Below are 26,456 nucleotides of genomic sequence, written 5' to 3' on the forward strand. Positions count from 1 at the left end.
TGATTTTATGAAGGATCACCTCAGCGTTCCAGACACCTTCGGCCAACTGCTGGTCGATGAACGACTTGAAGGGATCGAGCTTGCTGCCTCGGGGTTGATTACGGCGTCCGGTTTTGGGGGCGGGCAGTGCCAGGTAGCGACGTACCGTGCGCTCACAGCAGCCCAGACGGTGGGCAATATCCACGATGTGTGCCCCCTCTTTGCGAAGTTGCTTTATCATGTAGAAGTCCTCTCGGCTCAACATGGTGGTGTCCTCGATGCTTGGTCGCAAACAAGGAAACCCCATTTGGGTTGGGAGGACAATCTAAGTTGGTAATTTACGGACTTTTAACACCGGTGCTGACATACTGGAATTCCGGGAAATCAAAGCCCACATCCCTGCTGGTGTATTTGCACCGGTGGCTATATTTTCCTAGATTACGCCAAAAACATCAACTATTGATCAGCATTAATGTGGTGCGCACCACAGCCTAGGGGTTCAGCTTTAGCTCTATAAGTATTTTCTTGTCAGATCACAAACTCTGACCCTTTGGCCCCCATCACACCGAACGCTTTGGCCCTAGTGTTAGTAGTCCACTTTATGCACCCCTACGACCTCAGGTTTAGATAAATTCCGATCAAACAATAACAACCAGTGACGACCAACGCCAGAAACATAGAAGCCAACCCGGCTATCATCTGAAACCGCCAAATCTATCTCAAACACATCGACGTCTCCTAACTCTGAAACTTCAATCAACTCCGATCGCCACCGCCCCCAAAGAGACTTTAAAAAGCTAACATTTTGGGCTAATTCTTTCAAACACCCGCTCTCCGCAATACATTCGGTCAGATCAACAAGCTCGACAAGATAGCTTTCTTCGTACCTTTCTACGGGACTGCTTGTTCGAAGAATAACTGCGTCGCCCTCCATCAAGCAATCGTACTCGCAGCTTCCCGTACAATTTACCATACGGTAATATCTGTTATCTCCTCGATTACCTTTGGGAAGGGATAACCATACAGGCGATATCGTTTCGATGAAATAATAGCTCCCAACAACCATCTTTTCGCCGAGGTACCCCCCCATAAACTCTACCTTCCCTGATACTTGACAAAACTGTAGGTACTTAACCTTGTCCCTCCAGTCTTCGTGAAGAAAGTACAGCGGTGAAGCATATTCCTGTGCCCTTACATTTTGGCAGTTTGTAGCCACAATGCTGCCATAACAGGTTGTACTAAAGACCATTAAAATAAGAGTAGCAATCAACTTAAGCATGCTTTTACCTATAGGCATCAATTATTGCGTCTATTTCGTCCGACGAAAAATTCGTCCTAGCTTTTTCTGAGTAGCTCATCACGCTATTCGTATCGTTGTACTGATGCGGTGCACCAATCGCGTGCCCAAACTCGTGCAGGATTACACCTTGATTGTTTTGATAGCCGTTCAGAACTTGGATCCGTGACCTAGGTCCGCCGAACCCCAACCACCTATTCTTCAAAGGAATATGTCTAGCTAGTGTTCTTTCGCCACCCACACCAAAATGTATACGGTCCAGTGTTTGAAATGTTATGTCAGCGTTTTTCTCCACCCAACTTAAGCTTATATTTACTTTCTCGCTTTCATTAATAGTAAGGATCTGCTCTGCAGCAGCATGACAACCAGACGTGTCAGTTACACCACATCCGTATGTCAGCTCGCCGGTTAGCACACCATCTTCAACTTTTAGATCCCAACCTTTATTCTCAACGGAGAAATTTCGTTGTGCATTTGATGGACTACCTTTGCCGAGAAGGTCATGTGCTTTTTGGGCTCCCTGCGACAAGGCCCAAGTGAAGGCAGCCGTCGCTGCCCCATTTTTGAATTTACCTCCCGTGATTTCCGAAACTACACCACCGGTTACCGCGCTGGCCGTAAAGCCCCAGCCGCCTTGGATGTCCTGCGCGCCCATAAATGCACCGACACCAGCTGCCAGGAAGCCTCGACCAAAGTCGCCTCCCTCGACATAGGCCTGGACGCCGCCTACTAAGCCGCTTGCAAAAAGGCTACCGGCCTCATAAGCGGCGCCAGCGAAGGCCCCAAACACCGCCCCCTTGATGATATTGCCGCCATTCGCCGCCGCCTGGGCAGCACCACTGATCATGCCGATCACAGGCGCGGCGCACGCCGGGCAGATAATACTCGCCGCTATGGCTACGATTGCCCCCACAAACGGTTTGATCTCATCCCAAAGCTTGTCCAAGAAAAAGCCGCTGGGATCGGTGGCGTTTAGCGGGTTGTTCCATACGTAACTGTACCGATTATAGCTCTGAGTATTGTCCGCTGCCTGGATAAAGGGGTCAGCCTGCAGGAACCGGCCGAGTTTCGGGTCGTAGAGGCGACCGCCCATATGAACCAGGCCAGCTTCGTCCAGTTGTTCGTGGCCGGTAAAGCCGCGCTGGGTAATGCTGGTATCGAAACTCTCAAGCTCGACCGAGTCGATTACTTCGGTCCAGTCATCCGGCGCGCGGCGCTGGCCCCAGGCGTCAAAGCTCATGGACTGCTCAATACCACCGACGGTATCGGTAATGACGTCCGTCGAGCCGAGGTGTTCGGTGAACAGCACTTTCTTGTCGATGCTGTCCGCCCGCACGTAGTCCCGGTCCGTTTCGATGATATGAACCGTTCCCGCGACCGTGCGGCGCCAGGTGATGGTGCCGGAACCGGCGGTTTCGATACGTTCGACGTTGCCCAGATAATAAGTGGTCTTCGCCGGGCCCTGGTCCGGTATATCGACTCGCTTATATCGGGTGTTGCCGGGGCCGTAGGCGAAGCGGGTGGTGTGGCCGCCGTCGGTTTCTATTTCATACGCTTTATCGAAGACGGTGTAACGAATTTCGCGCCGGCCACCACCGCTCGTCTGGTTGCCATTACCATCGTACTCATAAGTACTGTTTCCTGCCTGAATGACGGCATGGGGTCCCGCAACCGGCGTTCCATCCCCTTCGTACCCGTAGGTGTAATCTCCAACACCGCGTTTCCGGGTGATGTTGCCGAATCCGTCATACTCCACGTCAGCATCGGAGAGATTCGGGCCGCAAGCGGGGCTGATATTACCCTGCGTGGCTTTTACCAGTCGATTCAAGCCGTCATAACAGAATCCCTCTGACATGTTGCGAGTCTGGGTGTTGCTTTTGGCGCCCCGGTTAACACGATACTCAAGGTTGCCGAGATTATCCCAGGAATACTCCAGATCCTGAATGGGGTTCGCAGTCACGCCGCCGGTCGTGATCTGGGTTTTCAGCCGGCCGAAATAGGGGTCATAGGTGTACTGCGTGGACAGAAGCCCGTTATCCGAACGCCACTCCTCCAGTACATTCCCTCTGGCGTCCATATCGACTGTTTTTTGAAGCAGGTCGCCCGTGTAGAGGTCGTAGGTGGTCGTGCGGAACCCGTAGCTGTTGTACCGATGATGCACGCCACTGTTGAGGTGGGCAACGTCCTTCTCTACAAATGGCCGGCCAATCGAATCGTATTCAACGCTGGTCATATTGGCCACTTCACCGCCGGGCATAAAGGTGACCGACCCTAGCCCCCTTCCATAGCCATCGTAGGCGTACACCTCGCAGTACACGGTCTCATCACACTCGGAAGGTAGTTCACCGTCTGCTTGCATGACATAGGTCAGCTGGCCAAGTTCCCCCGAATCCGTACTCCCGGACAGGTTTTCGTCGTAGACCCACTTCATCGAACGCACCTGTGTTGCGTCCGTATCCATCGAGGCCCATTCGGTCTGGCGGGTCTTTCTGCCCAGGAGGTCATACTGGTACTCAGTTACTTGACCTTTAGGGTCGACCTTGGCCACCAGATCACCCAGGGAATTATAGGAATATTTCCACCAGCCTTCCGGATTCGTTTTATCCTGGACGTCGGTACAACTGAGTTCACTACCGCCCTGGAATCCGCCTTTGTCAGGGTCATTCATGCCGACCTTGCGGCCCAACGCGTCGTAGCAAATTCTGACGGACACCGGGCCCGCGCCGGACGTATCCGGGGCATCGGTCGTTGCCTTTTTCAGGTTACCGTACAGATCATACTCGTAGGCAATAGAACCTTTTTCATGATCCTCAACTTCTTTCAGTTGTCCCTGGAAGTCCGATATCTCGATCTTTTGCTGACCTAACGCATTCACCATGGTTTTGGTGAAACCGTCATAAGCAATCGTTTGGCCAACATCCCCTTCGGGATCGGTTATCTCTACAGCGCGCCCCTTCAGGTCGTATTCCGTTTCAATCCAGCCCGCCGGTATACCCCCCGCAAAATAGGGAGTGCTCACCCGTTTCGGCCGGCCTGCATGGTCGTATTCCGTGTCCGTGTGAACCATGGTGCCATCGAAGCCAATACTGGACTCACGAATCGGCCTCTGCCTGGCGTCGTAGTATGAGAAGGACTTACCTCCGCCGGACACACGGTTTTCTATGCGATAGATCGCTCCACTCGGGCAGTCGATGCCGTCGTTGCAGAGCTTTCTCCCGGTCCAGGACCAGGCCCCCGTGTCATCCTGAGTTTGGTACTCTCGACCAAGGACGTCATAGCGTTTCTGAATCAGATTTTCATGGATATCCTGAGCTTGCGTGACATTTCCAAACGTATCTCTCTGGATAACCTCGTAAAGAACGTGACCTTTCGTATTGACCTTCTTCTCTACATATCGGCCCTCGAAGAACACCGCTTTTTCGGATGTTCGGCTTTTGCCATCGGCGCCCTCTGATACGGTATGCGTTTTATTACCCCAGTCATCGTAATGGTGGGTCTTTGTCAGCTCCGCGTCGGTGCCAACTGCCACTTTTTCCGTTTTCAAAAGATTCTTTTGGTTCCCTACCTCGTAGTAGGTGAACTCTGACTTTCGTGAGGATGAACGGCCATCGCTGCTCTCGATCTCGGAAGAGGTGCTCTTGACTCGACCGAAGCGCAAATCTTCTTCAACCTGGCCGTAGTCATGGCTCGTGGTCTGAGTGATGGAGTCAGAGCCAGCGCTCGTAACAGAGGTGACATTGGTGACGTTTCCATACTCATCCTGATCGGTAGTGGTTTTGACCTCCTTAAGCAGAGCACCTTGGGCGGCCCCGTTACCGTTCAGTTCGTACCCCTTTTCCACAGACTCTTGAATGAAGGGCTGGTAATAGGCGGTACCATCGGTCGCGGTCTCCTTATTGACAGACCAATCATTCGCCGCCTCACTCAGAACCACCCCTTCTTCCGTTATCGTTACGGTCTTCAATGGTCGACCCACAAATGGCCAGTCCTGACGGTAGGTGGTTTCCGTCCGGATACCGGTCTGGTGGTTGATGCGCGTCAGCTTCTGGAAACCGAGCGACCCCCGCCCCGCGGCCTGCACCCGGAAGTGATGATAGGCATAACTCATGTGATTCGTTGCCGATCCGTCGACCGATCCTGGGTTATCACCTGCTACTGGGGCCGTCCTCTCGACATCGGTGACTACAAATAGAGGGAAGGTCGGCTCGACAATCGGATGGTTCAGAGAGTATTCCTCTGCCACTTGCCCGTCCGGCATATATGCAAAGGGATCACGAATAGATTCGTAAAGTGCCGCGACGTCGGTTTCATAGGTCACTTCATCGCGGCATATTTCGTGACTCGTGGGGTATCCGTGGCGATCATAGCGATAGATGCAGTGCTCGCTACTTTCAGACACGGTATTGACCCCCCAAACCGAGCTGTAGTGGCCGTCGCGCTGCAACGTCGACCCGTAGTCGATTTCCACAATGTCGCCCATACCATTATCAATGGCAGAGACAGACGGGGCTGGCTGATGCGTCTCATTAGAGTCAAAGAGGCTACGAATCTCCGTGGTGTCACCACTACTGATCTCGAGCAGATTGACCGTGCCAGACCCGTTGAGATCCAGGGCGCTGTAGCTTTTGGAACCGCCGGACATTATGGAGTAAAGAGCAATGTGACTACCAAATTTCTCAGCGCCGCTAATCCACGGATAGACAATCACGCGTCCATTTAGATTAACATCTTCCTGCCAGACCACATCCGGATAACCGTCTCTGTTGACATCGGCAAGCTGCACCTGCCTTTCTGACTCCTCGCCCTGTATCTCGAGAAGTTCGAGGTCCTGTTTTGTGTCGAATTCAGCACCAGTGCTCAACCTTACTTTTCGATCAATGATGACATCGGTAACGCCATCACCATTTATGTCAGCAAGGTTGATTTCCGGGTCCCACTCGTCGTACTGCTCTCCTCCCGGCAGTGTGGTTGCCGCTTCCTCAAGTGTATCGAAGTACTGAAAGCCTTGATCGGAGCCAGTAAATACCGCGTTGGCGAAACAGGTATACACATAACGACCGGGACCAGAATATTGCGGGTCGTCCCTTATCTCCACGCGCTCACGAGACATTTCCACAACGACATCCACTCGACCGTCGCCGTTGAAATCACCGGCTTGCCCATTCGCACCCACGCCAATAATTTTCCATGGTCCGCTTCCGTCACCATCGTAGCTACAGACCGGTGACCCATCTACGTCAAGATTGTAGGACCCATCGTAGATAAAGCTGTAAGGAGAATTGTCATCATCCGTATTTGTAGCCTTAAGTCGATAGACCTCCAGTTTCTCGTCAACGACATGGAAGGCATCGACCAGGCCATTGCTGGTAATATCTACGAAATTGACCTCACCGTAAATCTCAGGCGGAAGCTCCCCTACAATATTATTGGAGGATTCAGGGAACTCCAAGCGCCAGGAGCCATCTTCGTTCGGCGTTGCCAAGTAAATGTAACCCTCATCCCCCGAAAGATATACGACAATATCCTCTCGGCCGTCAACGTTGAAATCGATAGCCTTTAGGCTGATATCATCAAGGTCATCTGGCCTGACCGACCAAGATCGATCGATTGGGAATGTTTGCTCGACGAACCGTCCCGCGGAGTTCGCAACGGCGTAGCCTATTCTGACTTTCCGGAAATCTCCGCCCGCCCAAGAGCCGTCATCTCTTAGCCAAACGATGTCTTTTCGACCATCCGCGTTGATATCCAGCAATTGGTAAGTGAGGAGGTTGTCTATTTGCAGCCGGTACGTGGCGTCCGAAAGTGTCGGCCACTCAGGACGGTTCCAGGATATGGTGGTTGCCGGTAGACAAGTGTATTCGCTACACAGTTCCATAGATTCCAAGAGGGGGACCTTGGTCTCATATGAGGCATTGTCATACTCAAATTCATAGCGACGAACCTCATTGCCTCGATTGTTTATCTGTATTTCCTCAATCAGAGAGCTCTGCTTGAAAGCCGCTCCGCCTACATAGGAATACGCTGGTGAAGGGTTACCTTCTTCCCGATAACTGAAAACAATAGAGGCATCCCCGTCCGAAGTGGACCCCACCGACGGGAACGCATAGTTGATGGTTCTGATTCTTACGTTGTTGCCATTACTGTTTTCGTAAAGAAAAACTATATGATTGCCGACGCTATCAGCGAACTTGTCGATCGACCACTGATAGGTAAATTCCCCCGATGTCAGTTTTGACACATCACCGCCGCTACCGAACGTCGATACCGATCCATCTTTCCCGGTTACGGTGAAGTAATCAGGGTTGCCCGACGTACCACCATGGGCTTTGATCGTTTTGAATTGATCAATTTCGGTTTTGTATTCAGCCCCGGGGGCACCGTAACTGCCGGACACAACCATCAGCCGCTGCCCGTCAAGACAGAAGCGGTCCTCCTCGCTCCAGGAAATCGGGTTGGCTTCACCATCTTGCGCCAGCGTTTGCCGACAGCGGGTTATCGCCGAAAGTCCACCCAGCGCCCAACCCTGGCCAAGAAGACCATTTCCGTTCTGGCTGGAGTAATTTAGGGAGAGCTGCGGCGAGACCCCTGCCGTACCCTTTAGGATAGCCAAGGGAATGGAATAGGTCGCTGCGCCAGACTCAGAAACTCGAAATTCCCCGGGTATCGCCCCTACAGCAACCCCATCTGCCGCCGCGCCGGGCGCCGCGCTTAGGTCTCCTGACTCCAGCACATTGGCACCGTATGGAGTCTCTGATTCATCACCAGAACCGCCGCTGGAGCCCGAGCCAGAGTCACCGCCGTCTCCACCCGAATCCTCAGGAAATGCCAGCGTGAAGGTTTGTACGACCACAGTTCTGGAGGGGCTGTCCGGCGAACAACCCACGACATTACAGGCCTTAGCTCTATAGGTGTAGAGTCCCGCGGACTTCGGATTCTCAATCGAGTAATGAACACTGAGAAAATCCGTCTCTATCGCCGCGAGGTTCTCGGTGACCTCGTAGCGGCTCGCTTTTTCGACCTCACTCCAAGTAACTGAGTACACGCCGTCGTCGCTAAAGTAGGGCACATTCAGCGATGGACTCGTGGGCGCTGTGTAATCAACGTCGTTGGACTCGATCCAGTCAGAGCAATGTTTGCTGTCGCCTTCACCTCTGCAACCTCGAACCGAATATCTTCTAATACCGGGCTCTGATACCGCCTCGTGCCAATCGGCCAAGCCGGCCGCATCGTATTCTTTTACTGCTGACCACGTTTCGCCGGCCTTCCGTTCTCGGACCTCGTAGAATTCGGCTTTGGGCGTGACATCGCTCTCTGACCACTCAAGGAGACTCTTACCTGTCGTATAGTTCGGGTGGGCAGAAAAGTCGGTTGGCCCAGAGGGTCTGAGTTTGACTTCCGTTTCCACAGTCAGCGATGGCGCACTTTTGCCTTGATAGTTCCAGGACGTTACTTGAAACTCATACACACCCTGTTTCAGCGACTCAACCGTTGCAGCCGGAACGTCAGATTTGATCATTGCCCAGCTTCCTGAGCTGCCTTTCAGTCGGTACTCTACGTGGTATTCCCGAGTATTTTGCACGGGGTCCCAGCTCAGTTCGACGCTACTCGTATAGCTGACCGAAGGAGCACTTACGAATACCGGCGCATTTTCTGGCGCTTGAACGCTGTAAACCTGGGAGTTCCAGAGTGGAGAACACACCGTTTTCTCATTGACGGTGCGGCACGCTTTTAGGTGGTGCGTGTAGCTCCCCTCTTCCAGTCCCTCCACCGGGTAAGAGGGACTCACCATCTCATCGGAGACTTCCCAGTCAGAACCTGAGTTCTGCACGGACACGTGATACGCTGTGGCGTTAGTGGATTCCGCCCAACTGATCGTGTAAGTCCCGTCATTCGGGTTAGGTGCGGTGATATCGGTCGGTTGCTCAGGCCTTGTAATCACCTGAACAAACGGGGATAGCGTCTCTTCGGCGCACCCGATCCGACTGCAGGCTTGAACGCCGTAACGATACCGTCCCTCCTCGCCGGACGCGCCTAGTGTCAGGCCCGGAATCTCCTCCGCAACCTTTCTTCGGTCGGCCCCCTCATACTCCCAAACCGTATAAGACGTCGCCGTATCCACGTTAACCCATTTAACGATGAACGTTGACCCTGCGACTGCAGAGGACGGTACTTGCACGTTACCCACAGCGGCAGGCGCCGCAACGGACATCTCCAGCTCTGTATTGTTGGTAGCACAGGACTCGAAGTCCGCGGTTTTGCTACACGCACTCAGCTGATAGCGGTAGGTGCCTGCGTCATCCAAAGAGCGATCAAGCGTCGTCCCACTGTCGACGGTAATCGTTCTGTCAACGCTCACGTCAGAGTAGCGTTCTCGAACCTTGTAGTACTCGACATGTCTGTTGGAGGCATTCCACTCCAGTGTGAAAATGCCATTCGTGTCACCCGAGCTGGAAACCCAATCCGGGACGTCGGGCTTTAAAGCAACCTTGACGGTAGCCTCATTACTACTGAACGAAGAACAACCAAAATCATTGCAGGCCTGAACGCTATAGGTATAAACACCTGATTGATCAACCACCTCGCTAAAAGGGCTCGTCGTCTCCCGAATGGGGCCATCACTCCAGGCTGGCGACCGCTTCAACCGAAAAGTTTCCGCCTCCTGGCCCGTTCTCTCTGTGGAGAAAACCCACTCCACTTGATAACCAGAGGAGGCGGAGTTCGGAGGAACCGTCCAGTCAAAAGTCCCTTTAGGCTTATAGACAGGAGGAGGTTGAACATTCCATTTATCACTGCAAGACTCTTCACTTTGAGCCACTTTGTTGCATGCTCTCGCCCGGAACCGGTAAACCGCACCGTCAAGCCCCGAGCCGTTCGGGCCGGAATAGTAATGGGGACTCGATTCATCGTCATCCGCCAATACGAGGTGATCAAATCCTTCGTTGTTTCTCTTTACCTCAATTTCATAGTCGGTGTAATTGTCATTATGGTTGACGACATTTTCCCAAGAGAGCTTCACTTTTCCTGAGTTTTCACCTGCTCCCGCTCCTGCAGAAAAATTCGTTACGTCGTTCGGTTTTGCAACAACATAAACTACTTTCTCAGCGCTGTAGGTGCCATTTGAACCCAGGCGGTTCTCCGCCCTGACTCTAAACCGGTATACACCCATGCTCCCTACGGAAACGGGTTGCTCCGTACGGTTCACATTTTCACTGCCCCTGTCAATATCAACCCACTGATCGGCTGCTTCATCAAAGATCTGCAAATAGTATTCGTCAGCATTAGACAGGCTTGACCATCGAAGGGTAAAGCTATTGCTCTCAGATTGAAGAGGTTCGGCGTCGTCCCAAATGGGCGCACCCTGCGGAACGTAGGCGGTAACCTTGACGCTCGTTCGCCAGGCGCTGCTGCAGTTTCTGTGGGACCCCACCTTATTACATCCAGACACTCGGTACTCGTAAGTGCCTTCACTAGGAACCGGATCGGTATGCGAACGGGTCGATGGAGAGGCGAGCGTAAGGGTTACCCAGCTCTGTCCCGCTTTCCTTCTCTGAAGCCGGTACTCTGTGGTTCTGTCTTTACTATCAGGCCAAGATACGTTGAACACTCCACCAGCCCCGATGCTAGCAACGTTTACAGAGCCGGGAGGGTCTGGAGAAAAGGCAACATCGACGTAATGAGCAGACGAGTAGTATGTGTTTCCAATTCGATTTATTGCTCTAACCCGGAAATAATATCGACCATTCACCAAGCTGAAGTTTGGCTCGTAATAGGTAGCTCCGATAGCCAACGCGTTTCCGCTTGAATTTGTTACGGTTGACCAAGAGGAAGCCCCAGGTTTTTTGTATTGCACATTGTAAGCTGATGCATGCGAGACTCCGTTCCACTCGATTTTCAGGTTGCTGCCATTATTGTTGTGGCCACTCCTGATTGAGGGAGTGTCAGACGGGGCCTCAACGGAAACATTGACGGTTGGCCCCGGGGCGGCACAATTGTCGTTTCCGCCCTCGGGGTTACAGGCTTGCACCTTAAAGCGCCAAGTACCCGCATCTTTAACCGAAATATTCAGTTCTTTTTCTGCGGTTTCGTAGACTTTGAGACTTCCACTTGGCGAGATTCGGTGCAACTTGTACAAGGAAGCGTCACCATCGTCATACAATTTCCATGAAATTGAGAATATTCCGTTTGAGGGCCCTTGAGGGTAGCCGGAAATTGAAGGGCTTTGTTTTGGTGGCAATGCCACTTTTACACTAATAGACGATGAGTAAGGAGAGTCACCTACATTGTTGTGCCCCCTTAAACGATATCTGTAAGTCCCGCTTTCGTCCACATTGACCGGTATTGAAAGAGCGCTGGTTCTGGTAGGGGAAACATTTTTCCATGTTGCTCCAGCATGGGGCTCAAGCTGCTGAAGGGTGTACGCACGAGTGTTATTTTTCCTGTCCCAACTAACAGCAAAATCACCGTCAAAATCGACCGCTTCGCTTCTCAGTCCATTAGGGCGGTCAGGCGCATCGACATTCATTTCCGACGACGTTACACTCGAAGAGCAGGAACTGCTAGGCCCACCTTTGCATGCATATACTTTGTACTTGTAGTTGCCCTCAGACAGGTCTTCTTCGGACAGATATCCGTTGGAGGTAGAACCTCCGTTAATGGCGCTACCGTTCCGGTAAAGAGTCCACAAATAGTAGTCTACTTCGTCTTGGTCTTCGCCTATTATCGATATGCGTATTTTCCCATCACTGGGGTGATCTGACGTTACGTTTAAGGAGGGTCGATCCGGAGCTTTGAGAACTACAACCGTCGCCTCCTCTCCTTGAGGGGCGCAGGCCCCACTATTGCAGGCCTTGACTCTGTACGAGTATTCGCCGTCGGTTTTTGTATAGGTAATCGATCCACCCGAGCTCGCGCTGGACGAGCCAATTGATATGAAAGAAGTATCTCCTGGATCTTTTTTGTAGAAAACAACGTGTGTTGAATTTTGCGGCTTATCCCAAGTTATTGTAAAGGTTCCTGTCTTAGAGAACGCATTCTTCGTTCCGTTGATTTTAGTGTCGGGGGAACTGGATGGTTTTTTGTATATTCTTATGCTCTTAGAATCGCCGTTGCCACAGGTACTGTAAGTTCCGTATCGTGTCCCCGTAACGTAACAGCTTCTAATCCTGAATGTGTGGGTCCCCACGTTCCGGGTTAAGCTTTTTCTTACTGTTTCCTGACCAAGCTTATACTGAACGTTCTCCCAGCTAGATCCGGACTTCTCTTGTAAGTAGCAGTAGTCTTTACCGCTCGGGCAGGAGAAGGTGATCGTGAACGTTCTGCTGCTACCCGTCGTCGATAGAGAGGATGGAAAGGAAAAAGCGCTCGCATTCGAGGAGAGAAGAATGGCAATTAATAGAATGCTAAGCTTTGAAAAAAAGTGGCACCAATCCAGAGCGTTTTCTTTCTTTGCAAAGAATAATTTCATCCAAGACCCACCTTCCTGACGCATTTCGACGATTCCTTAAAGGTTGCGTTTTATCGGTCAGAGCGCTGAGGGGGCCAAACGGTTGGCGGCAGTGCGGGAAGAAAGGCGGAGGTGATTCGGGGTATGAACAACGTAGCGCTTCTTCCTTGATACATCTCAGGACCCTGTTTTATGGTCAAGATAACTATATATCTGTCGCCTGTCACCACAAATAATGTGACTCACGTCACACTTATGGTCATCCCTGGCGCCATTTTGATCTTTTGGGGAACGAAAGCAGTTGGCATCAAAAACCCTTCAATTTTGAGAAAGGGCTTCAGGAGCTCTTTTTGCGGTCTTTTGAGGCTCTGGGGTGCGCCTGATCATACACCTTCGCCAAGTGCTGAAAATCCAGGTGGGTGTAGACCTGTGTAGTGGAAATATTGGCGTGGCCCAACAGTTCCTGCACCAGTCGCAGGTCGCCACTGGATTCGAGCATATGACTGGCGAAGGAGTGGCGCAGCATATGCGGATGAACGGGTTCGTCCATGTTCTGTTTGATGCTGAGTTGTTGCATTCTCAGCTGCACGGCTCGTGGGGTGAGGCGCTTACCGCGCTGGCCGATGAACAGGGCGGACTCCTCCGGCGGGGCCATGGGGCCGCGTTCCTGGAGCCAGGTTTTTAGCGCCGCACGGGCGGGTTTGCCCACCGGCAATTGCCGGGTTTTATTGCCTTTACCGGTGACGATGACGGCGCCTTCTCGCAGGTCCACGTCCTGTATGTTCAGGCCAACCGCTTCGGCCAGGCGCAGGCCGGAGGAGTAGATCAACTCCAGTAGGGCGCGGTCCCGGCTGCCCAGAAAGCCTTCTTCTTTGACTTCCACGAACTGCGCAGCCTGGTCCACATCCAGCACTTTGGGGAGCTTTTTGGCGATTTTCGGAGCTTGTAGGCCGTCGGCGGGGTTGGTCTTGAGCCAGCCTCTGCGGATGCCGAAGCGGAAGAAGGCGCGTAGGGAGGACAGCCAGCGGCGCAGGCTCTTTCCGCCCAGGCCCTTGCGGTGCAGGCTGGCGAGATTTTCCCGCACGTTATGCACGGTGATGGCTTTCAGGTCGGTCAGGTCGCGGCTTTCGCAGTAGCCCAGAAATTTGTCCAGGTCCCGGGCGTAGGCCTCCTCGGTGCGCGGGGAGAGGCGTTTCTCGGTGCGCAGGTAGGTGAGGAAGGCGGTGCGCTCGGTTTGGAAGGTGTGGGGCATGGGTGCATCCGTCGAGACCGGGTTTTAATCGAGCCGAGACATGAGCGGTAGGTGGCGCTTTCGCTTACCTACCCTACACGGTGCCGGAGGCCTTTATAGTAGATTAGCGTGGGAGGTGGTCGGGGAGCAAGCGGTTGAGGACTTCGGCGATGTAGCCCAGGAAAAGGGTGCCCATGCTGGAGCGATAGTAGTGAGGGTCGCGGTTGCCGATGGCGAGCAGGCCGTAGGCGTTGCCATGGACCAGGGGGACGGTGGCGACGGAGCCGATCTGGCCGGCGTTGTCGCCGAACAGGAATTTCAACTCACCTTCACCCAGGGTGCCGCACATGGCGCGGTTGTTTTTTAGCAGAGGCGCAATGTGTTTGCGGGCCTCGCTGATGGAAACGATGTCGGCCTGACTGCTGGGAATACGGTCCGGGTGACCGAACAGCAGCAGGCTGGTGTAGTGGATGTTGAAGTCCTGGTCGAAGCTGAAAAACAGGGCATCGACGATATCGCCCATGTCGCGACCTTCCAGCAGCGCCAACACCAGCCGCTTGGTTTTGTCGAACAGCTTGTCGTTTTCCCGGGCGTTGTCGAGCAGCTTGCTCAGGCGGTGGCGCATGTCCATGTTGCGCTCGCGCAGCACCGAAACCTGCCGTTCCACCAGGGATACCGCCGGCCCACTTTCGTGGGGCAATTCGAGGTCCGCCAGCAGTTTGCGGTGCTGAACGAAGAAATCCGGGTGGGCCTCCAGATATTCGGCCACCTGTTCGTCGGTCACTGTGGGCTGTTCGGTGTGCTCATTCATATCAGATTTTGACCTGTCCGTGAAACACCGTCGTCGCGGGCCCGGTCATGATAACGGAGTGACCCGGTCCCGGCCAGGTGATGGTCAAGGTGCCACCGGGCAGGTGGACCTTGACGGTTTCCTCCAGAATCTGACGCAGCCGGCCCGCCACCACGGCGGCGCAGGCGCCGGTACCGCAGGCAAGGGTTTCCCCCGCGCCGCGCTCGTACACGCGCAGGTTGATCTCGCTCGGGGAGACCATCTGCATAAAGCCGGCGTTGACCCGCTTGGGAAATCGGGGGTGACTTTCAATCAACGGCCCCAGCTCTTCCACCGGCGCGCTGTCGACTTTGTTCACCAACAGCACCGCGTGGGGGTTGCCCATGGAGACGACGGAAATATCGAGGGTCTGGCCCGGGAGCTCCAGGTCGTAACTGACCGCCTGCTCACCGCCCTCGAAGGGTACTTCCGCCGGGGCCAGTTTGGGCACGCCCATGTCCACTTCCACTTCGCCGTTCGGGGTCACCTTCAGGGTCATGTCGCCCCCGGCGGTTTCCACGCGAATGGTGCGCTTGCCGGTGAGCTTGCGCTCCAGCACGAAGCGGGCAAAGCAGCGGGCGCCGTTGCCGCAGTTTTCCACCTCGCCACCGTCGGCGTTGAAAATCCGATAGCGGAAGTCGATGTCCGGCCGACTCGGAGTTTCGACCAGCAATACCTGATCGCAACCGACCCCGAAGTGGCGGTCGGCGAGCGCGCGGATTTTGTCCGCATTCAAACGCACTTTTTGGGTAACGCCGTCGATCACGACGAAATCGTTCCCCAGGCCGTGCATTTTGGTAAAGCGCAGGCGCATGGTCATTCCTTAGGTCACGGCGGGCTCAACGTCGGGCAACAATTGCTCGCCGCGCAACTGATCGTCAATGGTTTCACGGGCACGCACCAAGTGGGCGTGGTCGCCGTCCACCAGTACCTCGGCAGGGCGGCCCCGGCTGTTGTAGTTGGAGCTCATGCCAAAGCCGTAGGCACCGGCCGAGAGCATGGCGAGCAGATCGCCGGGCTTCAATGCCAGTTTACGGTCTTTGCCGAGAAAGTCACCGGTCTCGCACACCGGGCCCACCAGGTCCCAGGTTTTCATTTCGCCGTTGTGCTCGCTGACCGGCACAATGTCCTGCCAGGCCTGATAGAGCGAGGGGCGAATATTGTCGTTCATCGCGCCATTGATAATGGCAAAGTTCTTGTGTTCGGTAGGCTTAAGATACAGTACTTCGGTCAGCAACACCCCGGCATTGGCGGCGATGGAGCGACCCGGCTCGAACAACAGACTGAGTTTACGATCCCCGAGCTTGGCTTTGATGGCCTGCATATAGTCACCCACCGGTGGGGGGACTTCATCCCGATAGGTCACCCCCAGGCCACCGCCCAGATCCAGGTGACGGATCTCGATGCCTTCGGCGGCCAGCTCGTCCACCAACACCAACAGCCGATCCAGCGCATCCATAAAGGGATCGAGCTGAGTCAGTTGTGAGCCGATGTGGCAATCCAGCCCGTGCACAGTCAGGCCCGGCAACTCCTGAGCACGACGATAGACCGCCGGCGCGCGCTCAATGGCGATGCCGAACTTGTTTTCTTTCAGCCCGGTGGAGATGTAGGGGTGCGTCTGGGCATCCACATCCGGATTGACTCGCAGGGAGATATTGGCGGTCTTGCCGCGCTCAGAGGCCACCCGGGACAGCTGTTCCAGCTCGGCTTCCGATTCCACGTTGAAACAGAAAATACCCGCGTCCAGTGCCCGGACCATCTCGTCCGGGGTTTTCCCCACGCCGGAAAACACCACACGGGCCGGGTCGCCGCCCGCGCGCAGAACGCGCTCCAGTTCGCCACCGGAGACAATGTCGAAACCCGCCCCCAGGCGCGCCAACAGGTTCAACACGGCGAGATTGGAGTTGGCCTTGATGGCGTAGCACACCATACCCGGGTGGTCCCCCAACGCTTCGGCATAGGCCAGGTAGTGCTGGGTGAAGGCAGCACGGCTGTAGACGTAGGTGGGGGTTCCGAACTCCCGGGCCACTTTGGCCAGGGGGACGTCTTCCGCAAACAGTTCGCCATCACGGCGTTCAAAGGCGCGCATAGGGGCTCTCAAGTATAGGAACTCTCAAAATCAAGGATTACTCGCCCTGAGTATCTTCGGCAGCCGGTTCGGTACCGCCTTCGGCCGGGGGCGTGGTCTCAGCCTCTTCGGGCAGGTAGAGCGGACCTTTCTGACCGCAGGCCGCCAACAGCAATGCCGACAGGGCAATCGCACAAAAAAGGGCGGGGCGGTAGTTCATGGCGGCTCCTGAGACTATCCGGCACGAGGGTGTCGGGCGAGATCACAAAGTCGGGCAGTATAACCCCCGACCGACGGGGGCTCAATGTGAAAGCCCCGGTCGGCTTGAGAGCCGGGTTCCGGGGGAGCGACCCTAAAAGATCTTGTCGAGCCGCTCGCGATAGCGATCGAAGGCTTCAAACTGCGGCATATGGCCCACGTCCTCGAGCTCGAACAGGGTCGCGTTCGGGATCTGCTGGGCGACCCGCTCGCCCAGTTGATCGTACCGGCCCAGTTCGTAATCGACGCCCGGCTTTTTCCAGCCGCGGCCCGGTCCGGTGGTATCGCGTGTGCCGATGATCAGGAAGGTGGGGACGGTCAGTTGATCGAACTCGTTGGCCACGGCCCCGGTAAAGATCAGATCGTAGGTCAGCGCATTGTTCCAGGCCACCCGCTCCCAGTCGGGGCCGTTGATCCAGCCGGCATGAATCTGGGTGAGCGCTTCGTACTCCGGTTTCCATTCGCCGTCGTAGTAGTTCTTTTTCTGATAGGCGCGCACTTTGTCCAAGGTTTTGCCCAGCTCCTGCTGATAGAAAAAGCTCGGGTCCTTGTATTGGACATAACGCAAGTAGTCTTCAAGACCGACCGGATTGACCAAGACCAGCCGTTCGACGCTGTCGCCATATTGCAGGGCGTAGCGCGTCGCCAGCATGCCACCCATGGAGTGACCCATCACACTGACCTGTTCGATGCCAAGCTTGTCCACTAAAGCCTTGGTGTTGGCCGCCAGTGCCTCAAACGAGAATTGGTAGTGCGCCGGTTTGGAGGATTTACCGAAACCGATCTGGTCTGGCATCAGCACGCCGTAACCTTTCGCATGCAGGTAGGCGGCGGTGTTTTCCCAGTAGTCCGCCGCGAAATTTTTGCCGTGCAACAATAAGACGGTGGACTTGTCACCTTTCGCCGGGAGGTGCATATAGGCCATCTCCAACGGCTGGCGCTGGCTGTCAAAGGCAAAGGTGTGCACGTCAAAAGGGTAGGGGTAATCGCTCAGGCGGGCGTCGTAAGAGGGGGATTCGTCGGCCGCCGAGACCAACAGCGAAAACGTCGAGAGGGTCATACCCAGTACAACGGTACAGAACCAGCGGGGCATAGCGCGTCTCCTTGAGGTGATGTCCGATATGAGTGGCGGGGAACACTAAACCCTATACCGACAAGCCGAGCGGTGCAATTGTTCAACGGTGAGTGGAGGCCGCCCACACGTTGCGTCCACTCACCGCATTCTGAGCAGTTGGCTTACGTGGTTGCCCAGGCGGGGTCGCCCTCTTCATAGGGCATGCAACCGTCATATCGTCCGGGAATGGCCACGTAGCGCAATACGTCGGTGCCGCCCACTTTAGAGGTAAAGAAGCCAAACAGCGTGAGCTGCTTGAAGAGGGTGAAATAGTGGATGGGGCCACCGGCCGCCACCGCCGCCTTGGCCTCTCGGTCCAGGTCGCGGATAAATTCCGTGCGTTGTTCTGCGGTGAGCGCCATAAAACCCTGGCCGTAGCGCTCTTGGGCAGAGGCTTCCAGCTGCGGCAGGCCGCTGTGGAACAGAGCCTGCTCCTGGGGCGTGTAGCAGTCGGTGACAAAGACTTTCATAAAGGCGCCGACCTCAGCGTCTTTCGCCCCCGGGGTGTCGGTACGCGGGAGAATGGTTTCCGCCACTTCGTCCAACACCCGCACGTCTTCGTCACTGAAGGTGTAGGTGAGGGGCTTCTCTTCGCGGTTACCCGTGGAGCAGCCCGCCAGCACGGCGGTGCCACCAATCATGGCGGTACCGGTGGCGGCGGTAATCAGTTTGAGGAGTTCGCGTCGGTTCATCACAGGTTCCCCTTCTTCAATTCTTTCACCGCGTGGTCCACCGCGCGAGCGGTGAGGGCCATATAGGTCAGCGACGGGTTTACACAGGAGGCGGAGGTCATGCAGGCGCCGTCGGTGACAAACACGTTGGGGGCGTCCCACACTTGGTTAAAACTATTCAGTACCGAGGTTTTCGGGTCACGGCCCATGCGCGCGGTGCCCATTTCGTGAATGCCCTGGCCGGGAGCGTAGCCCCAATCGCCGCCCTGCACGTTCTTGGCGCCGGCGGCTTCGAGAATGTCCACCGCATCCTGGATCATGTCCTTGCGCATCTGAAGCTCGTTGTCTTTGATCTCCACATCCATGGCCAGTACCGGCAGGCCCCAGTGGTCTTTCACGCTCTTGTTCAGGTAGATCCGGTTCTCGTGGTAGGGGAGCATTTCGCCGAACGCGGTCATGCCGATGGTCCAGCCGCCGGGCTGACTCAGGGCGTTTTTCAGGTCGGCACCCACCTCGAATTCCGCCACATCGCGGTCCCAGTTCTCGCGGCTGGCGGACCCCTGGTACCCGAAACCGCGACGGTAGGGGCGACGGTCATCCCCGACGTTGCGGAAGCGCGGAATGTAAAAACCGCAGGGGCGGCGACCGTAGTAGTATTTGTCCTCGTAGCCTTCGATTTCACCGGAGGCGCCGCAACGGAAGTGGTGGTCCATGACGTTGTGGCCCAGCTCGCCGCTGCTGCTGCCCAATCCGCCTTCCCACACGTCGGTGGCGGAGTTCATCAGAATCCAGGTCGAGTTGAAGGTCGAGGCGTTGAGGAAAACCACATCAGCCGTGTACTCGTAGGTCTGATTGGTTTCAGCATCGATCACCTCCACCCCGGTGGCCCGCTTGCGGTCTTTGTCGTACAGGACCTGACTGACAATGGAGAAGGGGCGCAGGGTCAGGTTGCCGGTTTTCACCGCCGCCGGCAGGGTGGAGGACTGGGTGCTGAAATAGGCCCCAAAGGGGCAACCCAGCCAGCACTTGTTGCGATATTGGCAATTCGCCCGGCCCTGTTCGGGCTTGGCTTCGGTGATATTGGCCGTGCGGCTGTGAATCAGGTGGCGCTGGCCACCAAAGGCTTTTTCAATGCGCTTGGCCGCGTCCTGTTCTACGCAGTTGAGCGGAATTGGGGGCAAAAACTGGCCGTCTGGCAGCACATCCAGCCCCTCTCGGGTGCCGGCAATGCCAGCGTATTTCTCGACGTAGTCGTACCAGGGGGCAATGTCGTCATAGCGGATGGGCCAGTCCACGGCAATACCGTCGCGAGCGTTGGCTTCGAAGTCCATCGGGCTGAGGCGGTAGCTCTGGCGCCCCCAGAGCAGGGAACGCCCCCCGACGTGATAGCCCCGGTACCAGTCAAAGCGTTTGGTCTCGGTGTAGGGGTTCTTCTGCTCGTCGGCCCACATGCCATAAGTGGATTCATTCAGCGGGTAGTCCCGGCTGAGCACCGGGTATTTTTTGATCATCTCCTGAGTGGGTTTGTCCCGATGAGGGTAATCCCAGACTTCTTTGTTGGCGTTTTGATAATCCTTCACGTGTTCAATATTGCGGCCCCGCTCGAGCAACAATACTTTCAGGCCTTTCTCGGTCAGCTCTTTGGCGGCCCAACCGCCGCTGATGCCGGAGCCCACCACGATTGCGTCGTAATGATTATTCGCCATGGTACATCTCTGCGTTCGTCAATGATTGTGAATCCGGGTGCACCGGGTTAGATATCGCAAATGCGAATGGCCGCCTGCAGCGATTCAATTTTCTGTTCGTCCGTAGCGCGCTGCGGAATAAATTCCTGGGCCACATAGCCCTGGAAATCCACGGCCTCAATGGCCCGCATGATCGCCGGGTAATACAGCTCCTGAGACTCGTCGATTTCGTGGCGTCCCGGTACTCCGGCGGTGTGATAGTGACCGAAGTACTGATGATTGTCGCGAATGGTGCGGATGATGTCACCCTCCATAATCTGCATATGGTAGATGTCATACAACAACTTGAAGTTGGGCGAATCCAGCCGTTTGCACAGCTCAATACCCCAGTCGGTGTTGTCGCACAGGTAATCCGGATGGTTGACCTTGCTGTTGAACAGCTCCATCTGCAGTACCACGCCACGCTTCTCCGCCTGGGCCATGATCTTTTTCAAGCCCTTGACTGCAGCCTTGAGGCCGTCTTCCGGGTCCATGCCGCGGGCGTTGCCACTGAAGCAGATCAGGTTCTGGTAGCCCGCCTCGCTGACCAGATCAATGTGCTTGCGGTAGCTTTCGATCAGGCCGGAATGGTGCTCGGCATTGCCCCAGCCTTCCTCCAGACTGGGCTCGGCGCCGTTGCACATGGACGAGTCCACTCCGTGCTCTTTCAGAATGTGCCACTCCCCAGGGCCGATCAGGTCAATGGCGGAAAAACCGATACGTTTGACCACCTGACACAGCTCCTCCACCGAAAGAAAGTCATAGGTCCAGCGAGCAACGGAGTGGTGGATGTTGCCTTTCAGAGGGGTATTATTTCCGGGTTTCTGGGCCAGGGCGCCCAGGGCACTGAGGCTGGTGATGCCAAAGGCGCTGGCGACGGCGCCACGTAACAATGAACGGCGGTCGAGGGTATCAGTCATGGGGTCGGTTCCTGTTATTCGTTATATAGGGTTGACTCAACAAGAGTTAAGTCAGATTTATATGATATTCATGCCGCAAAGATTACCCATTCCGTTGCCCAATTTCCAGCACCACAGCCGATTTTTACCCGCGTTTACAGTTCTCCCAGCGCCCAGTTCAGGCGCTGCTCCAATTGGGCTTTGAGATCCAGGTAATGGCTCAATTGCAACCCCAGCTGTGGGGCCAGCAGGTCCCGACATTCACTCAGGTCGAGGTCGGTGATATAGCAGGGATAGCGCTCACCGGAGCGGCGCTGTGAGAAGATTTCCCGCGCCACCTCCCGAAAAAGATCGTCCCCGTAATCCAGAGCGGAAAACTCCTGATCATTGCAGTAGATGGTATAAAGAATGTCGCCCTCGGGCCCCGGCTCGGCGATCACCTGGATGTTACTGAACGTCAGTCGGCTGATATCGCCGGCGCTGGCACGCTCCTCCAGATAACCCCGCCCCTGCTCGATGGGGCCACACAGCTCATACAGTTGCACGGACGGGGAAACCGCCCCGGCGCCCCGATCAGAACTGGCCGCCAGGCGCGCGAGTACGGCCCGCAGGAAGTGGTGCAGGGGACGCAGCAGGGTTGTGTGGCTGTAAAAGCTCAATCGGGTCACCAGCAAAGAGCCCAGCTCATCCACCAACGTCACTTCCGCCTCTTGGCCCAACACCTGGTAGAACAGATAGACCCCCGGCTCCCGCGCGCGCTCGGCCATCAGCTTCAGGGGCTTATTGCGCAGGGCATGCCGGTCCACCACGACGGGACTGTACTCGATCTGAGCATTGCTCAGTTTGTCAATCAAGCCCTCGTAGCTACCATAACGGCTCACATAGGGCTGCTGTTGCAGAAACTGGATCAGAACGTAGCTGTCCGCCGTTTCCAGCACGTAGCGACTGGTGGCCGGGCGGGTGCCGGAGTAGTAACAGCCGACGATGTCTTGCCAGAGCTCTTCCAGACGCTGGACCACCAGGCTCCCCTGGCTGCCGAGGCAGCGAATACTCACTTCCGGGGGCGCTACGCCGCGCCCGGGCGGCGCCAACCGCAGGTAGTATTGAAGGCCGTTGGTGAGTGCATCCTGGTCGTAGTGCCGACAGAGCACCTCCCGCCAGCTGTTAATCTGGACCAGGTCCAGGGTCAACACCAGATTGTCGTGCAGGCCGCTGAAATCCAGAGCATCGCTCTGGCCACTGAGCATTTGCAGGCCGCGCTCATGCAGTCGCTTTTGAGGCTCCACCCCCAGGTTGAACAACAACAGCAGGCGCTCGGCGCGGGCGCCGGTCTGAAATGGCTCGTGGGCCTGTGTGACCAGGGGAAGGGGTAGCCAGTGACTCAGCCACTGCCACAGCTGCTGGCGCTGGGGGGCGGAGAGACTGACCTCATCTCCCGCCACGTCGTACCAGGTGGCCGCGGTCATCACGCCATTGCCATAGCTCCACAGCAACAGTTCACTCAAGTGCCGGGCCCGCTTGAGCGGGAGACCCTCGGGCTGGCCGTCTCGACTGCGAAATACTTCCCAAAAGCGCTGGGCACCCGGGGCGGCTTCCGGCTCCTGGACAAACAACAACGCGGGTTCGGCAATGTCCTGTGAGATATCGGGATTGAGCCATTCCACTTTCCCGGCCTTGCGTTCAAAGGCGGCGTGGAGCTTGCGCCCCAGGATCATCAGCTCCTCGTCGCTGATTCGGGCTTCGCGACTGTCCTTGCTGATGGCGCTGATCAACCGGTAGCTGGCACTCAACTCCACCACAAGGCGGCGACGCTCGCGCATCACATCCGGCACCTTCCACTGGCGCCGTTGATCCAACCGGGCCAACTCCTCCCGGCTCCAGCCCCACTCCGCCACCAAGCGCTCGAGCAATTGTCGCTGCCAGGATTTCGTAGCCGAGCGTGGTGGGCGAGTCAGGGCCTTATCCACTTTGAAATAAAGGCAGCGCCGGGCCAGGTCCAGTCGTGATGGGTCATCGCCAGCAGCGTTGAGATAAGACTCCAGCCGCCGGTAGATCATGATGTAGGGGTCGAGATTATCCGGGTTGGGGGGTTGCTGGTAGACCGCCTCCTTGAAGGTCAACGCCAATGGGCGACGCTCCGGGCCACGCGTGTAGGCTTCCAGGAGCATCAGCTTCAATACCGACTTGTGGGGAGATTCAATCCCTTTGTACAGATGCCAGATGCCGGCGCCCACAAATTCGTCGGTGGGAATGTCCGGCAAGCCGCCAAAGTCGATCACGTCACTGGCGTTCAGAAAACGCTGGTGCAGCAACCGGTGGGCATGTTGGGCGTAATCCGCTTCACAGCTTGCCGGCACAAACCACCACAAGGGCAGCTTGCCCCCGAGCCAGAGCGCTGTGCGGTAGAACTCATCAAGCAGCAGAAAACGCTGAGCCGAGCCACTGCCTTCGGCACTCAGCTGGCCCAATTGCCCGGTACGAAAGCGACCCGGCTCCATCAGAAAAAAGTGCACTTCCAGACGCAGCTGTTCCTGGGCCCAACGGGACAGTTGCTGACACTTGCGCGACAACTCGTCCCGCCCCTGGCGTTCGAGCTCGGGGCGGTGGCAAACCCAGACGTCCAGGTCACTACCTTCGCTCTGCGCAATGGTCCCGATGCTGCCCATCACAAACAGGGCGTCGATCTCCGGCGTTCGGGCGCTCAGGTCCCGGCCGTGGTGGAAACTGCGCGCAAGGACCCGTGCCCGCCGGATATCGTCCTTTTCAGGTTTGTAACCGCTCACACCACAGGGCGTACCGTGGGAAACATAACCCGGCAGCATGGGATGGTTAACGTGGAAAATCAGGGGCAATAGCGCCACCAGGTCCTGCTGGCGCTCGTTCAACCCCGCCAGCATCCGGCGGTGGCGTTCGCGGTTCAGCTCGAGAAAACGTTGGCGGAGTTGTTTAAGCTGTTTGCGATCCAGACCCGATTCAATGTCATCCAGCTCAATGACGTGAGAGTGCATACCTCAGTCCCCAACGGCTATTGGTTACCGGGCGCGGTCGAGGCCGATTGCACCACCTGCGCCAGCGTCCGGTACAGCAGGGCCGGTTTGATGGGTTTGCTGATGTACTCATTCATCCCCTCCGCCAGGCAGCGATCGCGATCACCGCGCAGTGCCTGGGCGGTCAGGGCCACGATGGGAATGTCCGGGCGAAGGTGGCCGGCGCGAATGATGCGGGTGGCCTCGTAGCCGTCCACCTCCGGCATCTCCAGGTCCATCAGGATCACATCGTACTGGTCCACTTCCCGATAGTAGCGCTCGAGCGCCTCGCGTCCATCGCTGGCAACGGTCACTACCACGCCGCGCTTGGCGAGAATGCCCTGAGCCACCTGTTGGTTCACCCGGTTATCCTCGGCCAGGAGCACCCGCAAGCCGTCGAGGGTGTCTTCCTCGCTCACGGGAGGCGTTTCCGCAGCCCGCTCCATCAGGCGGCTACAGAAAAGCTGGCTGAGCGCATCGAACAGGCGGGATTCGCTCACCGGTTTGTTAAGAAAGCCATCCACCAGTTCGGCATTGTCGTCACCGTTAAAAATTTCGTCCCGATGATAGGAGGAAATCAGCAGTACTTGAGGCGGTTGCTTCAATTTCCCGTCGGACTTGAGTTGCACAGTCGCCTCCAGACCGTTGACCTCCGGCATCTGGTAATCCATGAGAACCAGATCGTAGGGAAGTGCGGCGGCTTCAGCGGCTCGGACCTTGTCGAGCGCGACTGAGGCGCTCTCGGCTTCGTCCGCCAGAATATGCATGCTCTGCAGGGTACGACCGATGATTTCCCGGGCGAGCGCATTGTCATCGACAATCAGTGCGCGCAGATGCTCAAACCGGTTGGGTTCCTCTTTCAGGGTTTTGGCACCGATCTGACTGTGCTCGAACCAGGCGGTGAAGCTGATCCGACAGCCTTTCCCCGGTTCGCTGTCAATATCCAACCGCCCGCGCATCAAGCGGATCAGGTGGTAGCAGATGGCCAGACCCGTGCTACTGGCCAGGCCGGGCTGGGAGAGCACCTCCCCCGAGGCCATGGCGTTGAAGCTCGCTTCAAGCTGGGTCACCTGTTCGGCGCTCATGCCCACCCCGAAATCGGTGATGCCGAACTGGAGCTTGACGCCGTCCGCCGAAGCGTCGACCTGACGCACACTCAACAGGATCTGCTGGCTGGTGGAGTACTGCAGGGCATTGTTGACCAGGTGGCTGAGAATCTGCCCCAGCCGGGCCGTATCCCCGCGCAGGAATCGGGGCACATCGGCATGAAGGTCGTAGGTGATGTCCACCTGACGATGGATGGCGCTCACTTCGAACAGGCGAGAGAGCTTTTCCAGCACCTGCTCCAGATCAAAGTGAGCGTTTTCAAGAACGATACGCCCGCTCTCGATCTTGGAGAAATCCAGTACCTGGTTGATGATATGCAGCAGGGAGTCAGCGGCGGCACCCATGCTGTCCAGATAGCTGCGCTGATGGTCGTTCAGGGGGGTGTCGCGCAGAAGGTGGCCAAGGCCGATGATGGCATTCATCGGCGTTCGAATTTCATGGCTCATGCGCGCCAGGAATTCGCTTTTGGTGCGATTGGCCAGGTCGGCCTGGGTTCGGGCGGCAATCAGGGCGTCTTGGGTACGACGCCACTCCTCCGGCCCCTTTGGGGCCGGCGAGGCGTCGTTGGCCGTCGGTTGCTGGGCCTTCAGCTGCGCCAGCTCCTGCTCCAGCTGGCGAATGCGCTCCTGCAGGGATGCCTTATCTCTCGCCATGGGTTACATACCGATGGGGTTGGTCATTCCGGCGCTGATATCACTTCCTTTGCACTCGAAGTCAGCGGCATTTTTGCCCACTATACTCCCAGAGCGACCGAAAATGTCCAATGGCGCCCATAAAGCCGGCCACGCTCTATCACATAGCGGGCCGTCA

The 26,456-nt window shown here is 56.3% G+C and carries 14 protein-coding genes and 1 pseudogene; 1 reads left to right on the forward strand and 14 read right to left on the reverse strand.

Going from position 1 to position 26,456, the window contains the following annotated elements:
* The 3 genes and pseudogenes from G547_RS23370 to G547_RS0109735 all read right to left on the reverse strand — a co-directional run.
* Positions 1-244 (reverse strand): annotated as a pseudogene (locus G547_RS23370) (IS21 family transposase); the annotation flags it as partial.
* 321 nt (positions 245-565) lie between these two features.
* Entirely contained in the window at positions 566-1,258 is a 693-nt protein-coding gene (locus G547_RS0109730; RefSeq protein ID WP_157209830.1) for a hypothetical protein, read from the reverse strand.
* Positions 1,259-1,262: 4 nt separating this feature from the next.
* Complete coding sequence (locus G547_RS0109735) at positions 1,263-11,798, reverse strand: RHS repeat-associated core domain-containing protein (protein WP_169449441.1); 10,536 nt, start codon at positions 11,796-11,798, stop codon at positions 1,263-1,265.
* A 784-nt stretch (positions 11,799-12,582) separates the two neighbouring features.
* Between G547_RS0109735 and G547_RS23590 the strand changes: the two genes are divergently transcribed.
* Entirely contained in the window at positions 12,583-12,759 is a 177-nt protein-coding gene (locus G547_RS23590; protein ID WP_169449442.1) for a hypothetical protein, read from the forward strand.
* A 297-nt stretch (positions 12,760-13,056) separates the two neighbouring features.
* Here the strand turns inward: G547_RS23590 and xerC are convergent, their stop codons facing one another.
* From xerC to G547_RS20855, 11 genes are all read right to left on the reverse strand, one after another.
* Complete coding sequence (gene xerC, locus G547_RS0109745; protein WP_027329699.1) at positions 13,057-13,971, reverse strand: tyrosine recombinase XerC; 915 nt, start codon at positions 13,969-13,971, stop codon at positions 13,057-13,059.
* 103 nt (positions 13,972-14,074) lie between these two features.
* Positions 14,075-14,761, reverse strand: coding sequence for a DUF484 family protein (locus G547_RS0109750; RefSeq protein WP_027329700.1), 687 nt, complete (start codon positions 14,759-14,761; stop codon positions 14,075-14,077).
* A 1-nt stretch (position 14,762) separates the two neighbouring features.
* Positions 14,763-15,593 (reverse strand): diaminopimelate epimerase, encoded by an 831-nt coding sequence (gene dapF, locus G547_RS0109755; protein WP_027329701.1) that lies wholly within the window; start codon positions 15,591-15,593, stop codon positions 14,763-14,765.
* Positions 15,594-15,602: 9 nt separating this feature from the next.
* Entirely contained in the window at positions 15,603-16,868 is a 1,266-nt protein-coding gene (gene lysA / locus G547_RS0109760; protein WP_027329702.1) for a diaminopimelate decarboxylase, read from the reverse strand.
* Between the two features lie 37 nt (positions 16,869-16,905).
* Positions 16,906-17,067, reverse strand: a complete 162-nt coding sequence (gene lptM, locus G547_RS23035; RefSeq protein ID WP_084645855.1) for an LPS translocon maturation chaperone LptM — start codon at positions 17,065-17,067, stop codon at positions 16,906-16,908.
* Positions 17,068-17,199: 132 nt separating this feature from the next.
* Positions 17,200-18,198 carry an alpha/beta fold hydrolase gene (locus tag G547_RS0109770; RefSeq protein ID WP_084645857.1) on the reverse strand — a complete coding sequence of 333 codons (999 nt, stop codon included), beginning with the start codon at positions 18,196-18,198 and terminating at the stop codon, positions 17,200-17,202.
* A 143-nt stretch (positions 18,199-18,341) separates the two neighbouring features.
* Positions 18,342-18,911: a gluconate 2-dehydrogenase subunit 3 family protein gene (locus tag G547_RS0109775; protein WP_027329704.1), complete on the reverse strand. Its 570-nt coding sequence runs from the start codon at positions 18,909-18,911 to the stop codon at positions 18,342-18,344.
* Positions 18,911-20,596: a GMC oxidoreductase gene (locus G547_RS0109780; RefSeq protein WP_027329705.1), complete on the reverse strand. Its 1,686-nt coding sequence runs from the start codon at positions 20,594-20,596 to the stop codon at positions 18,911-18,913. The genes G547_RS0109775 and G547_RS0109780 overlap by 1 nt, the downstream gene beginning before the upstream one ends.
* Before the next feature lie 47 nt (positions 20,597-20,643).
* A complete protein-coding gene (locus tag G547_RS0109785; protein WP_027329706.1) occupies positions 20,644-21,534 on the reverse strand; it encodes a hydroxypyruvate isomerase family protein in 891 nt (296 codons plus the stop codon).
* Between the two features lie 134 nt (positions 21,535-21,668).
* Entirely contained in the window at positions 21,669-24,521 is a 2,853-nt protein-coding gene (locus G547_RS0109790; RefSeq protein ID WP_027329707.1) for a class I adenylate cyclase, read from the reverse strand.
* 17 nt (positions 24,522-24,538) lie between these two features.
* Complete coding sequence (locus tag G547_RS20855) at positions 24,539-26,299, reverse strand: response regulator (RefSeq protein ID WP_051235187.1); 1,761 nt, start codon at positions 26,297-26,299, stop codon at positions 24,539-24,541.
* Positions 26,300-26,456 lie beyond the last annotated feature (157 nt).

It is taken from the genome of Marinimicrobium agarilyticum DSM 16975 (genome assembly GCF_000423345.1).
GTDB classification, from domain to species: domain Bacteria; phylum Pseudomonadota; class Gammaproteobacteria; order Pseudomonadales; family Cellvibrionaceae; genus Marinimicrobium; species Marinimicrobium agarilyticum.